The 15,101-nt window shown below is 66.6% G+C and carries 15 protein-coding genes; 9 read left to right on the forward strand and 6 right to left on the reverse strand.

Annotated features, from left to right (window positions below):
• The first annotated feature begins 61 nt into the window (after positions 1-61).
• The 4 genes from FQK05_RS08065 to FQK05_RS08080 all read left to right on the forward strand — a co-directional run bounded on the left by FQK05_RS08065 (position 62) and on the right by FQK05_RS08080 (position 6,823).
• Positions 62-1,390 (forward strand): amidase, encoded by a 1,329-nt coding sequence (locus tag FQK05_RS08065; protein WP_158965486.1) that lies wholly within the window; start codon positions 62-64, stop codon positions 1,388-1,390.
• 109 nt (positions 1,391-1,499) lie between these two features.
• The gene (locus tag FQK05_RS08070) at positions 1,500-2,681 is read left to right on the forward strand and encodes an aminotransferase class I/II-fold pyridoxal phosphate-dependent enzyme (protein WP_158965488.1); all 1,182 of its coding nucleotides are present in this window, start codon (positions 1,500-1,502) and stop codon (positions 2,679-2,681) included.
• A 15-nt stretch (positions 2,682-2,696) separates the two neighbouring features.
• Positions 2,697-6,077, forward strand: coding sequence for a DNA translocase FtsK 4TM domain-containing protein (locus FQK05_RS08075; protein WP_158965490.1), 3,381 nt, complete (start codon positions 2,697-2,699; stop codon positions 6,075-6,077).
• Between the two features lie 125 nt (positions 6,078-6,202).
• A complete protein-coding gene (locus tag FQK05_RS08080; RefSeq protein ID WP_158965492.1) occupies positions 6,203-6,823 on the forward strand; it encodes a LolA family protein in 621 nt (206 codons plus the stop codon).
• A gap of 56 nt (positions 6,824-6,879) precedes the next feature.
• Here FQK05_RS08080 and FQK05_RS08085 read toward each other — a convergent pair whose 3' ends face one another.
• A complete protein-coding gene (locus FQK05_RS08085) occupies positions 6,880-7,458 on the reverse strand; it encodes a transglycosylase SLT domain-containing protein (protein ID WP_158965494.1) in 579 nt (192 codons plus the stop codon).
• 207 nt (positions 7,459-7,665) lie between these two features.
• Here FQK05_RS08085 and hspQ point away from each other — a divergent pair, with 207 nt between their 5' ends.
• Positions 7,666-7,992: a heat shock protein HspQ gene (gene hspQ / locus FQK05_RS08090; RefSeq protein WP_158965496.1), complete on the forward strand. Its 327-nt coding sequence runs from the start codon at positions 7,666-7,668 to the stop codon at positions 7,990-7,992.
• 401 nt (positions 7,993-8,393) lie between these two features.
• On the opposite strand, the gene FQK05_RS08095 is transcribed toward hspQ, so the two are convergent.
• Both FQK05_RS08095 and FQK05_RS08100 read right to left on the reverse strand, forming a co-directional pair.
• Positions 8,394-8,855 carry an ATP-binding protein gene (locus tag FQK05_RS08095; protein WP_158965498.1) on the reverse strand — a complete coding sequence of 154 codons (462 nt, stop codon included), beginning with the start codon at positions 8,853-8,855 and terminating at the stop codon, positions 8,394-8,396.
• 146 nt (positions 8,856-9,001) lie between these two features.
• Positions 9,002-9,340, reverse strand: a complete 339-nt coding sequence (locus FQK05_RS08100; RefSeq protein WP_158965500.1) for an STAS domain-containing protein — start codon at positions 9,338-9,340, stop codon at positions 9,002-9,004.
• Positions 9,341-9,454: 114 nt separating this feature from the next.
• Here FQK05_RS08100 and FQK05_RS08105 point away from each other — a divergent pair, with 114 nt between their 5' ends.
• Positions 9,455-10,627, forward strand: coding sequence for a thiolase family protein (locus FQK05_RS08105; RefSeq protein ID WP_158965502.1), 1,173 nt, complete (start codon positions 9,455-9,457; stop codon positions 10,625-10,627).
• Positions 10,628-10,797: 170 nt separating this feature from the next.
• Positions 10,798-11,256 (forward strand): GAF domain-containing protein, encoded by a 459-nt coding sequence (locus FQK05_RS08110; RefSeq protein ID WP_158965504.1) that lies wholly within the window; start codon positions 10,798-10,800, stop codon positions 11,254-11,256.
• A gap of 133 nt (positions 11,257-11,389) precedes the next feature.
• Here the strand turns inward: FQK05_RS08110 and FQK05_RS08115 are convergent, their stop codons facing one another.
• Positions 11,390-11,890 (reverse strand): DUF992 domain-containing protein, encoded by a 501-nt coding sequence (locus tag FQK05_RS08115; RefSeq protein WP_158965506.1) that lies wholly within the window; start codon positions 11,888-11,890, stop codon positions 11,390-11,392.
• Between the two features lie 214 nt (positions 11,891-12,104).
• Here FQK05_RS08115 and FQK05_RS08120 point away from each other — a divergent pair, with 214 nt between their 5' ends.
• On the forward strand, positions 12,105-12,719 hold the full coding sequence (locus FQK05_RS08120) for a LysE family translocator (protein WP_158965508.1): 615 nt from the start codon (positions 12,105-12,107) through the stop codon (positions 12,717-12,719).
• A gap of 188 nt (positions 12,720-12,907) precedes the next feature.
• Here FQK05_RS08120 and FQK05_RS08125 read toward each other — a convergent pair whose 3' ends face one another.
• Positions 12,908-13,318 (reverse strand): nuclear transport factor 2 family protein, encoded by a 411-nt coding sequence (locus tag FQK05_RS08125; RefSeq protein WP_158965510.1) that lies wholly within the window; start codon positions 13,316-13,318, stop codon positions 12,908-12,910.
• A 102-nt stretch (positions 13,319-13,420) separates the two neighbouring features.
• On the opposite strand from FQK05_RS08125, the gene FQK05_RS08130 reads away from it, so the two are divergent.
• Positions 13,421-14,074 (forward strand): pseudouridine synthase, encoded by a 654-nt coding sequence (locus FQK05_RS08130; RefSeq protein WP_158965512.1) that lies wholly within the window; start codon positions 13,421-13,423, stop codon positions 14,072-14,074.
• Between the two features lie 87 nt (positions 14,075-14,161).
• Here FQK05_RS08130 and FQK05_RS08135 read toward each other — a convergent pair whose 3' ends face one another.
• Entirely contained in the window at positions 14,162-15,010 is an 849-nt protein-coding gene (locus FQK05_RS08135; RefSeq protein ID WP_158965514.1) for an alpha-1,2-fucosyltransferase, read from the reverse strand.
• Between the last annotated feature and the right edge of the window lie 91 nt (positions 15,011-15,101).

The raw sequence follows: 15,101 nt of genomic DNA on the forward strand, positions 1-15,101 counted from the left end.
GCGCCATTGTCCAGATGCGGCACTGTCGCTACCGTCCGCGCAACCGGCACGGAGGCATATCATGAACGACTGGCTGAAACAGAGCGCGGCGGATCTGGGGCGCGGCATTGCGGCGGGCAAGATCGACCCGGTGGCCCTGACCGAGGCGCAGCTGAACGCCATCGAAGGCCATCCGCTGAAGGATCGCATCTATGCCCGCACCACGCCAGACCGAGCCTTGGCTGAAGCCAAGGCAGCGTCGGAACGGGCCCGGCTGGGCCTGCTGCGGTCGCCGCTGGACGGGGTGCCGGTGTCCTGGAAGGACCTGTTCGACACCGCGGGCGTCGCCACCGAAAGCGGATCGGCCCTGCTGAAGGACCGGATCCCCGCCACGGATGCAAAGGTCCTGACCACCGCGACCGCGCTTGGATCCGTCTGCCTGGGCAAGACGCATATGAGCGAACTGGCCTTTTCCGGCCTGGGCTACAACCCGATCACGAACACGCCGCCCTGCGTGAACGACCCCGATGCCCTGCCGGGCGGGTCGTCGTCGGGCGCCGCGGCATCGGTCGCCTTCGGGCTGGCGCCGCTGGCCATCGGGTCGGACACCGGCGGCTCGGTCCGGGTGCCGTCGGCCTGGAACGACCTGGTGGGCCTGAAGACCGCGCATGGACGGGTCAGCCTGGAAGGGACGGTGCCGCTCTGCGCTTCCTTCGACACGGTGGGTCCGCTGGCCCGCACGGTCGAGGACGCGGCGCTGGGGCTGGCGCTCTTGGAAGGCGGCAAACCCGCCGACCTGCGCGGCGCCACGCTGAAGGGGCGGAAGATGGCGATTCTTCAGACCTCGGTCTTCGATGGAATCGACGACGCGCCCCGCGCGGCCTTCGAAAGCGCCGTCGAACGGATGAAGGCTGCCGGTCTTGCCGTCGAACCGCTGGAGGTGCCGGAACTGGAAGAGGCGATGATGCTGTCCCCCGTCGTTTTCCCGGGCGAGGCCTATGGCACCTGGCGCGAGGAGATCGAGGCGGCGCCGGAAAAGATGTTTTCGGAAATCCTCAAGCGGTTCCGGCAGGGGGCATCGGTCACGGCGCCGGATTTCGTCGCTGCCTGGCTGAAGCTGGACGAGGTGCGGGCGATCTGGGCGAAGGTCACGGCGCGCTTCGACGCGGTGCTGTGCCCGACGGCGGCGATCCTGCCGCCGAACCTCGACCGGCTGCTCTCGGACGAGGAGTACTATGTCAAGACGAACCTGATGGCGCTGCGCAATACCCGCGTCGGCAACCTGATGGGGCAGGCGGCGCTGACGTTGCCCACGGGCGTGCCCAGCTGCGGGATTTCCCTGATGGCGGGGCCCGCGTCGGAAGAACGGCTGCTGCGCCTGGGGGCGGCGGCCGAGGCGGCGCTGGCCTGAATGCCACAAACGTCGGCGAACGCACACGAATAACTGGACCGGAACTGAACGCCGGGGTAGATTTCTGCCAAAGCGGGGCGAAAACGATCCCGTATCAGAGGCAGTATCGATGGATTTCCCCGAGCGGTTTTCGAACCTACCGGTCTATGCATTCCCGCGTCTTCGGGAATTGCTGGACGCGCATGCACCGGGCGGCGATGTCATTCACATGACCATCGGCGAGCCCAAGCATGCGTTTCCGTCCTGGGTCACCGATACCATCGTCCAACACGCCGCGGGCTTTAACTCCTATCCGCCCAACGAAGGGTCGGAGGATCTGCGCGCGGCCTATGCCGGGTGGCTGGCGCGGCGCTATGGCTATGCCGCCGACCCCGACACCCACGTGCTGCCGCTGAACGGAACCCGCGAAGGGCTTTACAACGTCGCCATGGCGCTGCTGCCCGAGACGAAGAACGGCAAGCGGCCGGTCGTCATCGCGCCGAACCCGTTCTACCAGGTCTACATGGTGGCCGCGATTTCCGTGGGGGCGGAGCCCGTCTTTGCCCCGGCCACGGCTGCGACCGGCCACCTGCCGGACTTCGCGTCGATGGACCCGGAAATCCTGAACCGGACCGTCGCCGTTTATATCTGTTCGCCGGCCAACCCGCAGGGGACGGTGGCGACGGCCCAGTACTGGAACGATCTGCTGGACCTGGCAGAACAATACGATTTCCGCATCTTTGCGGACGAGTGCTATTCCGAAATCTTTCGGGATCAGGCGCCCACGGGCATTCTGGAGGTGTTGAGGGCCCGTGGAAGCGATCCCGACCGGGTGGTGGCGTTTCATTCGCTCTCGAAACGGTCGAACCTGCCGGGGCTCCGCTCTGGCTTCGCCGTTTCGGGCCCCGGGAACATCGCGCGGATGAAACAGCTTCGCGCATATAGCGGCGCGCCCTTGCCGGCGCCCCTTCAGGCGGCCGCGGCCCGCGTCTGGGCCGACGAGGTCCATGTCGAGGAGAACCGCAGGCTATACCAGGAAAAATTCCTGGCGGCAGACGAGGTCCTGGGCGTTGTCCAGGGCTATCGGGGGCCCGAGGCCGGGTTCTTCCTGTGGCTGCCGGTCGACGACGGCGAAGCGGCGGCGCTGAAGCTTTGGACCGAAACCGGCGTGCGCGTCCTGCCGGGCGCCTACCTGGCGCAGGGCGAAGGCAGCGCCAATCCGGGCAAGGGATATATCCGGGTCGCGATGGTGGCCGAGAAGGACCAGATGGTGCGCGGGCTGATCGCCCTGCGCGATTGCCTGTACAAGTAGGGAGCAGAAGACCGCATGGCCTATAATACCCGGGCGCGAGATCCGCTCTTCGACAGCGACATGCAGTCTGCCTTGCAACGGCGGGGTCGAGAGCTGATGGGCCTTGGCCTGGTGGCGCTTGCGGCACTGGTCGCGGTGATTCTGGCAAGCTATTCGCCCGAGGATCCGAACTGGATGGCGTCGACCGACGCGCCGGTGCGGAACATGGCCGGGCAGGTGGGGGCGTCGATCGCGGCGTATCTCATGTTCTTCTTCGGCATCGCGTCCTGGGTCTTTGTCCCGATCCTGGCAGTCTGGGGCGGCCGGATGATGTTCCATCGGGGCGAGGACCGTGTCGCCCGCCTGATCTTTGCGCCAATCCTCGTGTTCCTGCTGGCCGCGCCCTATTGCGCAACGCTGGTGCCCGAGCCCGACTGGATCCAGGCACAGGATGCGGGCCTGGGCGGGAAATGGGGCGACGTGGTCCTGGGTGTCCTGCTGACCGCCCTGCCGTTCGAAACCACTTTGGCGCTGAAATCCGTCTCGGTCGCGCTGGGCCTTGGCAGCCTCTACGTCTTTGCCTTCGTTCTGGGTTTCACCGGGCGCGAGATCCTGAACGCCCTGCGATTTGCCCTGTTTGGGGCCGTCATGGGCTATAACGGGCTGATGAATGCGCTGGGCAGCGGGGCGCAGAAGACCGCCGCTGCCGCCCGGGCGCGCCGCGAGGCACGGGCCGCCGCCAAGGCCGAAGCGGCGGCTGCGGCCGCGGCTGCGCAATATGCCGTGGTCGACGATTATGGCCGGGACGACGACTTCTACCCGGAACCGGAGCTTGCTCGGGCGCCTGCACCGGAACCGCGCCCAAAGGCGGCCGAGATCAAGCGCCCGCCGGCCGTTGCCCAGCCTGCCGTTCCGCCGGCTCCGCCGGTGGTCGCGCCCACCGTCCCGCCCGCACCCAGGGCCAAGCGCCCCGTGGTTGCTCCGGCACCCGCTCCGGCGCCCGAGGCGCCGACGTCTCTGACCGGGGGCCTGATCTCGCTCATCCGCCGCGCGACTTCGTCCGAACCTGCGATGCCGCAGCCCGAACTGGTCGAGCAGGGCAGCGTCGAAGGCTATGACGAGATGCCGGGCGACGACCGCATCAAGGCCAAGATCGTCGACGCGGTCCGCGCCCGTGGCCGCACCGCCCCGCCGCTGCCGGAACCCGAGCCGGAGATCGACTATTCCGACCGTCCGCTGACCCGTGGCCGGGGCCGCCGTCCCGCCCCGCTGGTGCTGGACACCCGTCGCCCGGCTGCCGTGCCGCCGGCGCCGCCGCTGACTGCCTCGCGGGACGAACCGCCGCTGAGTGCGCCAGAGCCGGTCGCCGAGTACGTGCCGGAGCCCGCGGTGGACCACGCGCCCGAGCCCGTGGCCGAGTACGTGCCGGAGCCCGTGGCGGACTATGCGCCCGAGCCTGCCGCCGAATACGCGCCGGAGCCCGAGGAGGACTTTGTCGCCGAACCCACGCCGCTGCGCGTGGTCCGCGATCACGCACCCGAACCGATGCCGGAGCCGGCCCCCCGCGCCGCCATGCCCGAACCCGAAATGGATCAGGATGACGAGGACGAGGATCCGTTCGGCGCGCCGGAAGCCGCTGCTCCCGTCTCGGCCCGGGTCGAGCCGCGCCGCGATCCCTATCTGGGCGGCAATACCGATTTTGCCCGGGACGAGGACCAAGATGAAGACGAGGACGAGGACGACGATGCCGCCCTGCCGCTGACGGCGCAGGAGCCGGTGATGCCACGTGCGGTCCCCGCACAGCCCAAGAAAGTGGTCCAGTACGCCCCCCGCCGTGCCACGTCGCCGTCGCGCCGCGCCGCGGAAGAGGCGCAGCCGGGCCTGGCTTTCGAGGAGCGCATCGCCGATTTCGAACTGCCGCCGCTGGCGCTCCTGGAAAATCCGGCCGATGTCGAACGGCACTACCTGTCGGACGAGGCGCTGGAAGAAAATGCGCGCATGCTGGAAAACGTGCTGGACGACTATGGCGTCAAGGGCGAGATCGTCAGCGTCCGCCCGGGCCCCGTTGTCACCATGTACGAACTGGAACCCGCGCCGGGCCTGAAGGCCAGCCGTGTGATCGGCCTGTCCGACGACATCGCCCGGTCCATGTCGGCGCTGTCGGCCCGTGTGTCCACCGTGCCGGGCCGGTCGGTGATCGGGATCGAACTGCCGAACGAGAACCGCGAGAAGGTCGTCCTGCGCGAGATCCTCGCGACCCGCGACTTCGGCGATTCGACCATGCCGCTGCCCCTGGCGCTGGGCAAGGATATCGGTGGCGACGCGGTCGTGGCCAACCTGGCCAAGATGCCCCACCTTCTGATCGCCGGGACCACCGGGTCGGGCAAGTCGGTGGCGATCAACACCATGATCCTGTCGCTGCTTTACAAGCTGACGCCGGAAGATTGCCGGTTGATCATGATCGACCCCAAGATGCTGGAACTGTCCGTCTATGACGGCATCCCGCACCTTCTGTCCCCCGTCGTGACCGACCCGAAAAAGGCGGTCGTGGCCCTGAAATGGGTCGTGGGCGAGATGGAGGAGCGCTATCGCAAGATGTCCAAGATGGGCGTCCGGAACATCCAGGGCTACAACAGCCGGGTCGCCGATGCGCTGAACAAGGGCGAGATGTTCAGCCGCACGGTCCAGACCGGGTTCGACGACGACACGGGCGAGCCGGTGTTCGAGACCGAGGCCTTCATGCCGGTCAGGCTGCCCTATATCGTCGTCATCGTCGACGAGATGGCCGACCTGATGATGGTCGCAGGCAAAGAGATCGAGGCCTGTATCCAGCGTCTGGCACAGATGGCGCGGGCCTCGGGCATCCACCTGATCATGGCCACGCAGCGGCCGTCGGTCGACGTCATCACCGGCACGATCAAGGCGAACTTCCCCACCCGGATTTCCTTCCAGGTGACGTCGAAGGTCGACAGCCGCACCATCCTGGGAGAGATGGGGGCAGAGCAGCTTCTGGGCATGGGCGACATGCTCTATATGGCCGGCGGGGCCAAGATCACCCGCTGCCACGGGCCCTTCGTGTCGGATGAAGAGGTCGAGGAGGTCGTGCGCCACCTGAAGTCCTTTGGCCCGCCCGAATATATCGGCGGCGTGGTCGAAGGGCCGGACGAGGATCGCGAAAGCGATATCGACGCGGTGCTGGGCCTGGGCGGCAATACCGATGGCGAAGATGCGCTGTATGACACCGCTGTCGCGATCGTGATCAAGGACCGCAAATGCTCCACCTCCTACATCCAGCGGAAGCTGGCCATCGGCTATAACAAGGCCGCGCGCCTGGTCGAGCAGATGGAGGAAGAGGGGGTCGTGTCGCCTGCGAACCATGTCGGCAAGCGCGATATCCTGGTGCCGGAACAGGGCTGATCGCCGCCTGGCATTGGCAAGGATGGAACCGTGACCCTATCTAGGGTGTTGAACCCGACAGAAGCAGGGGGGACCTTCGCCCCGCTGCAGACCCCGCTACAGGGAAAGCGATCCGTACCTTGACCATGATCCGTACCATCCGAACCGCCCTGGCGGCAGCCGTTGTGACCGCCGCGACCGCGTTTTCCGCGCTGCCCCTGGCGGCGGCGGAAAAGCTGGACCTGGGCACGCTGTCGTCCTACCTGAACCAGCTGAAGACGGCCGAGGCGAGTTTTACCCAGATCAGCAATGACGGGACGCTGGACACCGGGCACCTGTGGATTTCCCGCCCGGGCAAGATGCGCTTCGAATACGACCCGCCGAACGGGGCCACGGTGATGGCCCGGAACGGTGCAGTAGAAATTTATGACCCGAAGTCGAATGTCGGCCCCGAGACCTATGCTCTGAACCGCACACCGCTGTCGATCGTGCTGGCGCCCAACGTGGACCTCGGGCGGGCGAACATGGTGGTGGGTCACGGTTTCGACGGGACATCGACCGTGGTGTCGGCACAGGATCCCGAACATCCCGATTACGGGCGGATCGACCTGTTCTTCACCGGCAACCCGGTCGAGCTTCGGAAATGGGTGGTCGTCGATGGCGCCGGCGCCAAGACGACGGTGATCCTGGGCGAGATGGAGACGGGCCACGACCTGCCGTCGCGGCTGTTCCTGCTGCCGGACAAGTCGCCTTCGCGCAACCGATAGGGCAGTGCGGGACAGACCGGCCGGAAACCTGCGGGAAAGGCGCCAGGCCGCGGGGCCTAGCGGCAGGATTTCAGCTGGACGGCATACATGTTGGAGCGGGCGTCGACCTTGTCGGCGACGCCCACCAGCCAGACCTTGTTGTTATAGCTGCCGCGGGCAAAGCCTGCATGGCCTTCGTGATAGGCAAGGTACTGGTTCCGCGCATCGCTCAGCCGCACGCCGTTCTTCGCCTGGGTCTGGGTCATGTACCAGCCCATGAAGTCGGTCGCGTCGCTGATCCGGTCGCGCTTGGCCCTCCGGTTGCCGGTCTTGACCTTGTATTCCTCCCAGGTGCCGTCCAGCGCCTGACTGTAGCCATAGGCGCTGCTTTGCCGGCCCATCGGGATCACGCCCAGCACGTATTTGTGCGGCGTGCGCGCGTCGGACCGGAAACTGCTTTCCTGGTGGATGGTGGCCATCTGTACATGCACGGGCACGCCCCAGCGCTTTTCCGCCCTGCGGAAGGCACGCTTGTACTCGGGGCGCTCAGCCAGGATGCTGCACGCGTTGTTAAGGTTACTGGGCGGCGGCTTATGACTGCCGCCACAGGACGCCAGCATCAAAAGCCCCACCACCGCTATCAGACGTCTGCTCATCTGCCTCGAACGGTGTTTGTATTTTTTTAAGACTCTACACCAAGATCGGGCGCAAAGGAAACACGTTCCCGTTGGGGCGGCGGGTTCCGGTGAGGGCCCGGATGCAGGGCCTGTGTTCACACACTGTTTCCTTTCCTGTATGTCGGCGTCGCATGGACATTCCCGGGCGAAACCGAGTACCACTGCGTCAGAAAGGGCACGCCACACATGCACAAGACGCACGCGAAATATAATCTGGGTCAGGTCGTCCGGCATCGGAAGCACCCGTTCCGTGGTGTGATCTTTGATGTCGACCCGGAATTCAACAATACCGAGGAATGGTACGAAGCCATCCCCGAGGAAAGCCGCCCGATCAAGGAACAGCCCTTCTATCACCTGCTGGCCGAAAACGACCACAGCTACTATGTGGCCTATGTGTCCGAGCAGAACCTGGAAGCGGATTGTTCGGGCGAACCGGTGGACCATCCCGATGTGCCCGACCTGTTCGGCCCGTTCGAGGACGGCGCCTATTCCCTGCATTTCCAGTTGAACTGAGACCGGTTCGGGGGACAGAAGTCCCCGGCACCGCGGTCTGGGTGGGGGCGTGGTGACGCGGTGCCGAGGAATGCGCCGGATGGCGCAGATCCCGGCTTAATCCGAAATTGCGGCGTGGATTTGGCCGGAATGGGGCGCCTTCAAGAACCGATGCCCGGGTCGCGGTCCTATCGCAAGCGGACCTGAGCCGCGCCCATGGCCGTACAGGCATCGCCCTGGCGCAGGCAGGTGGTTGGATCTGTGCTCCTTGGCCGCTGCGGACCCCCGCTGCGTTCCAACCTCGACCGGTTTTCCCCCACCTGGTGCCCTTCTGATCGGGACGACCCGGGTCAGCCCGGCAAACCGGTGCGCAAAACGCAACCGGTCGCCCGCACTCTTGCCCGCCCCCCGGCGCACAGAACCTAGCGGCAGAAGGCGCGGGACAGCTCGCGCTCCAGGAAGATGCTTAACGTCAGAACGTTCCGGTTGCGGTGGCGCCGGTACTGGACGTGGTCGGTCAGCTCACGAATCAAGGCCCAGCCGAAACCGCCCTCTGGCAGGCTGTCGAGTTCACATGCCACCGCGGGCTGGGCATAGGGGGGAAGCCGGTTCCCGGGATAGGGCCGGCCGTTGTCGACGACGATGACCAGAAGGTAAAGGTCGGTAAGCCGGGCCCGGACCCGCACCTGCCCGTCCGGCTGCCCGGCGCAGGCATGTTCGACGATGTTGTTCAGCGTCTCGGCCAGCACGATCTCGATACAGCCCAGCATGGTCGACTCCAGCCCGCCGTCGCGCAGCCGGCCGATGACGTCGGTCAGGGCGGCGCGGGTGCCCGTCTCTGTCGCTTTGAAGCCGAGTTCTATCCTTGGGCCAACCGGGGCCATCCCACGATCCTTGTTGCCTTCGGTCGGTGCGACCGGCCCCGTCGTGCCTGGCCGATTGCCGGGTTGACCGTGTTCTTTCTGACGTCCCCTGCATCGGTCGGGTCCGCCGCCGCGCGCGACCGGCCGATGGATCCGGGATCCGGCGATCAGGAGGCGGTGGCCGCCATCGCGTCGTCGAGATCGGGGAAGATCTTGAACACGGTGTCCATCCGCGTCAGCTGGAACACTTTCTTGACCGTGGGCGTCAGGCCCGACAGGTCCAGGCGGCGCGCGTCGCCCAATTGCTTGCGCACGGCGACGATGGCGCCCAGCCCGCTGGAATCGATGAAATCGACCTTGGACAGGTCCAGGATCACCCGGTCCGGCCCGGTTTGCGTTTCCGATCGCATGTCTTCCTTGAACTGAATGGCGATGGCCGCGTCGATCCGCGACAGGTCGACCGCGACCACCAGGACGTCGCCTGTAACCCGGCATTTCAAACCCATTGCTGGCTCCTTCACGCAGCTGTTCGGGAGTTGAGCCTAGACGCCAATCCTTAGCATTCGGTATTCAGGGACGGGCGTTCGCACCGGACGCACAGGTTTCGTACGGAGGAATACATGAGGGACGTTGTCATCGCGGGGGCCGCGCGCACGCCCATGGGCGGTTTCCAGGGGGTCTTTGCCGGGGTTTCGGCGGCCGAACTGGGGGGGGCGGCGATCCGGGCCGCCCTGGCGGGCGCCGGGGCCGAGACGGTGGACGAGGTCCTTATGGGCTGTGTCCTGCCCGCAGGCCAGGGTCAGGCGCCGGGCCGCCAGGCCGGGTTCCTGGGCGGCCTGGGCGAAGAGGTTCCGGCCACCACGCTGAACAAGATGTGCGGGTCGGGCATGAAGGCGGCGATGCTGGGTTTCGACCAGATCGCGCTGGGCCACAACGACGTGATGATCACGGGCGGGATGGAAAGCATGACCAATGCGCCCTACCTGATCCCCAACATGCGCGGCGGGGCCCGGATGGGGCACACGGCCGCCGTGGACCACATGTTCCTGGACGGGCTGGAAGATGCCTATGACAAGGGCCGCCTGATGGGCACCTTTGCCGAGGACTGCGCCGAGAAGTACCAGTTCAGCCGCGAGGCACAGGACGAATACGCGCTGGCTTCGCTGTCGAACGCGCTGGCGGCGATGGAAAGCGGCGCCTTCGCCGACGAGATCACGCCGGTGACGGTCAAGTCCCGCAAGGGCGAGAGCGTCGAGGCCGAGGACGAGCAGCCGAAAAGCGCGCTTCCCGACAAGATTCCGACGCTGAAGCCTGCCTTCCGCAAGGACGGCACGGTGACGGCCGCCAATGCCTCGTCGATTTCCGACGGCGCGGCGGCGCTGGTCCTGGCCTCGGAAGAGGTGGCGCTGGCCCGCGGGCTGACGGTGCGGGCGCGGGTGCTGGGCCATGCCTCGCATGCGCAGGCGCCGGCGTGGTTTTCGACCGCCCCGGTGCCGGCGGCGCAGAAGCTGCTGGCCCGGATCGGCTGGTCGACGGACGATGTGGACCTGTGGGAAGTGAACGAGGCCTTCGCCGTCGTTCCAATGGCCTTCATGCAGGAAATGGGCATCCCGCGCGAGAAGGTGAACGTGAACGGCGGCGCCTGCGCGCTGGGTCACCCGATCGGTGCGTCCGGCGCGCGGATCATCGTCACGCTGCTGAACGCGCTGGAAAAGCGCAATCTGAAGCGGGGCGTGGCCGCGATCTGCATCGGTGGTGGCGAAGGCACGGCCATCGCGATCGAGCGGGTCTGAAACCCCGCCGCGGGACGGGATCGCGGGGGCGGTATCGCGCCCCCGACGGGCTCGCCCGCACGCCCCGGACGGATCCCTGCGGGATCCGTCTGCCCGCCTCGGGCGCGAGGGGCGCGGTTCAGGCGCCCGGGACCCTGCCGGCGGCCGACAGCCTTGGAAAGGAAAGTGCAATGGCGCACGTGGACTATGACGAGCTGGCCGCCACGATCCGGTCCCTGACCGAGGGCGAGACCGATCCGGTGGCCCTGATGGCGACGGTCACCTGCGAGGTGCACCATGCCGACGACCGCTTCGACTGGACCGGGTTCTATCGCGTTGTCGAACCGGGCCTGCTGAAGATCGGGCCCTACCAGGGCGGCCATGGCTGTCTTGTCATCCCCTTCGACCGGGGCGTCTGCGGCGCGGCCGCGCGGACCGGAGAGGCGCAGCTGGTCCCCGATGTGGATGCCTTCCCGGGGCATATCGCCTGTGCGTCCTCGACACGGTCGGAACTGGTGCTGCCGGTCCGGAACGGGGCGGGAGAGGTGATCGCGGTCTTCGATCTGGACAGCGACCGGCCGGACGCCTTCACGGAAGGCGATGCGACGGCGTTGGAAGCGATCCTGGCCGAGACCTTCGGCCGGATCTGAGGGTCCGACTGGCCGTAAAATCGGGTTTTATAGACGGGCCTGCAAAGACGGGCCTGCAAAAAAGCCGGACCGGCAAAGGAAATGGGCCGGGCGCATCGCGCACCCGGCCCCGTAACATGGATCCGCTGACGGATCAGTTGGACGCCGGGGCCGGCGCCACGTATTCCAGCGTGACCGTCTCGACGGCGAGCGCGATGTTCGCGCCGGCCTGGGTCGACACGCTGAACGGCTGCAGCGCGAAGGAATTCTTGAAGCCGCCGACCAGCACATTGGCGCCGATGCCGCCCGCGATGGTCACTTCGCCGCCCACGCCGGCATAGGTGCCGGCCAGTTCGCCCGCGTCATGCTTGCCTTTGGTGGCGAAGACCTCCCAGATGATGTGGCCTTCGGTGGTCTTGCCGATGTCGATCCCGACCTTGGTGATCTTGCCGGTATAGTCCTCGACGCCACCGTCCTTCTTCTTGAAGGTGCAGTTCATCTTCTTCTGGGACCCCAGGATCAGGCCTAGGCCACCGGAGACATCACAGTCAAGGGTCCCCATTGCGACGTGATCCTCCGCCATCGCGGGCGCGGCCAGGGCCATGGAAACGGCGGCCGCTGCTGCGGTCGCGGTGAGGATACGGAACTTGGTCATTTCTAACTCCATTACGTGGGCCGCAGGAAAGACCCGCACGGCGAAGCCACCCTAGCGGGAAATGCGGTATTTGGAAGTGTCTACCGAGAACGTCGCGGTTTCGCGATTGTTCCGCGTAAAGTTAGCCGAGGTTCGGGATGGCCGATATTGCGGCCCGATAGTGCCGGTCATAAGGTACGCCGCAAACCCGGCCGGGACCAAGGGAGAGACCGCCGTGAGCATGGATGGCTGGATCGTCTTCGCCCTGTTCTGGGTGGTTTTCGTGACGACGCCGGGACCCAATGCGGTCAACTGCATCTCGAACGGCCTGGCCTTCGGCTTCGTGCGGGCATTACCGGGGGTGCTGGCGATCCTCACCCAGGCCACGGCTTTCATGATCCTGTCGGCGCTGGGGGTGACGGCCCTGCTGGTTGCGGCCCCCACGGCCTTTCTGGCGCTGAAGATCGCGGGCGCGCTGACACTGATCCTGCTGGGGATTCGCGGCTGGCTACGGGCCGGGGACACGGTGGTTCTGGACGAAAAACCGGCGACCCACATCTACATGCACGCGCTGGCCATCGCCACGATCAACCCGAAAAGCCTGGCAGGTTACCTTGCCGCCTTTTCGCAATTCGTCGAACCGGGCGTGCCGATCTGGACCCAGATGCAGGTGATCATGCCCACGGCCCTGACCATCACGGCGCTGAGCTATTGCAGCTACACGGCGCTGGGCGCGCTGATGGGGCGGTCTGCGCTGGCGGCTGTCTTCAACATCTGGGTGCGGCGCCTGCTGGCGGTGTGCTTTGTGATCTACGGGCTGCTTCTGGGGTTCAGCGGCCTGCCGGGGTAGGGGGCAGGGTCATTCGACCGGCCAGGGGCCGTTCGGCAACGCCGACATGCACGCAAGGGGGCAACAGCCCGCCCGCTGGGGCAGGCCGTTGCGCGAATGGAGATCTGCGGCAGGGTCGGCCGATGTCCGGCTCTTGGCCAGGCGGGACAGCGCCGTGGGCGCCACCGGTCCAGGAGGCGAAGAGAGCGCTATCTCAGCCCTCTCCTGAACTCCAGGAAGCGGGGATCGGTCGACACGCGTTCATTCATCGCCTCGCGGAGCGCCGCGATCGACTTAAGCGGCCGCATGACGACTTCGAAGGTCTCGATCAGGCCGTCGGGGCCGAGGGTCAGAAGATCGACGCCCACGGCATCCAGATCGCCGACCCTGCACTGGAATTCCAAGGCCCAGTCATTGCCCGATCCCATGATCCGGCGATAGCGGAAGTCGGTGAAGACCTGCCCCACATGCCCCAGGACAGCGGCGACCGCTTCGCGGCCTTCCCAGGTCGCCCAGTAGGTGGGGGGCCGGAAGCGGACATTTTCCGCCAGGACCTCGTGGAGCAGGGCCTCGTCGCCCTTCGACACGATCTCGACCGTGCGTTCGATGGTGGGGTGCATTCCGGGTCTCCTCCGATTGCTTTCCAGAGTGGCGGCGCGAACCGACTTGGGCAAGCTTGACCTCGGGTTGTGAGGCGGCGGGCATGGCGCTAGGACAGGCGCATGAGCACGCAATCTGAATACGATCCGCCCCAGGACCCGCTGGAACTGCTGCACCACGACATGGACGTTCTGGCGGTGGCGAAGCCCGCGGGCCTGCTGTCCGTGCCGGGCCGGGGCGAGCATCTGGCGGATTGCCTGCTGACCCGGGTTCAGGCGGCTTTTCCGACGGCATTGCTTGTCCACAGGCTGGACCGGGATACGTCGGGCGTGATGGTCTTCGGACTGTCGCCCCATGCCCAGCGCTTCCTTTCGATGGAATTCGAGACGCGGAAGACCAAGAAGACCTATGTCGCCCGCCTGTCCGGCAAGTTGGAGCCGAAGACCGGCACCGTCGACCTGCCGCTGGGCGTCGACTGGCCGAACCGGCCGCGGCAGATGGTGGATCACGAAAACGGGCGCGAGGCGGTGACCGACTGGCGGGTCCAGCGCTGGGACGCGGACGGCACGACACGGGTCAAGCTGATGCCCAGAACCGGGCGCAGCCACCAGCTGCGCGTGCATATGCTGGAACTCGGGCACCCGATCCTGGGCGATCCGCTATATGGCGGCGGCCTGGCAGAAGCGCCGCGGATGATGCTTCATGCCGAGGAGCTGCGGATCAATGCGCCGGACGGCGGCACGTCCCTCAGGTTCCGGGCCCCGGCGCCGTTCTGAAAGACCGTCGGCAGGCCATTCGCTGCCCGTGCCGGCCAGCGCCGTTCGCAGGCGGGTGCCGGGTGGGCAGACGGGCCGGGGGGGGCGTCAGCCCACGGGCTCGATCGCGTTCCACCGGGCGGGAAGGGCCGCCTTTTCCGGCAGCCGCGGATCCCCGATCCAACGTGCCGGGACCGCCACGAACTTGTTTTCGTTGGCGTTCAGCCACCCTGCCCACCAGGCGTTCGCTGTGGTCGACAGGATGTTGTGCATGCACATCGACATCAGCCGCATGTCCTCGTAGCTCTGGGCAGGGCCATTGTGGTCGATGAAGACGGTCTCGACACCCAGCGAAACCGTCTCGTGCGCCCAGTCCGGATCGTCCGAGAAGACGAAGACGACCGGTTCTGTGTCCATCGTTTCGGCAATCGCCTTCAGCGCGGCATCCCAGAATCGGGGGCCGGAGGCGGGGCCGGGTATCAGCCAGCAGCCGGGGCTGCGCGTCGCGTGCAGCGACACGGACGGCGATCCCGCGATCCGCAGCGCCGCCTGAGCATTCTGGCTGTCGGCCATGGGGCGAAAGGTGAAATCGCTTCGGATTGTGTCGGCATGGGCCGCGAAATAGCGCTCTGACTGCCAGGCGCCGTCCAGATAGCTGTCGTCGGGCCAGGTCATGAAGGCCGGATCGTAGCCCGTTCCGCGTTCGCGCCGCCGTTTCGGGGACTGTCCGCTGAGCCGCCAGTATAGATAGGGAAGGCCGCTGTCTTCGGCCGGGGGCAGGGAGCCCGAGGTCTCGACCGGGAGATCGAAGACCATGTTCAGGCAGCCGCGACCCGCGATGTTGGACTGCCGGTCGTCCAAGATGACCCCGGTGCCAAGGTCCAGTGCCCGTGCCCGTGCGGCAGCGTACTGGAACATCTGCTCGCCAAGCGAGCCCTTGAGCCGGGTGTAGATCATCTCTGCACCGCATTCACCGTCAGGGCGTGCGCGCCTTTCGTCGGCGCGCACGTGACGTCGTAGGCTGGCGCCGGGCAGGGCCCGGCGCACA

Origin of the sequence: Chachezhania sediminis, assembly GCF_009765275.1 — a bacterium.
Classification (GTDB): domain Bacteria; phylum Pseudomonadota; class Alphaproteobacteria; order Rhodobacterales; family Rhodobacteraceae; genus Chachezhania; species Chachezhania sediminis.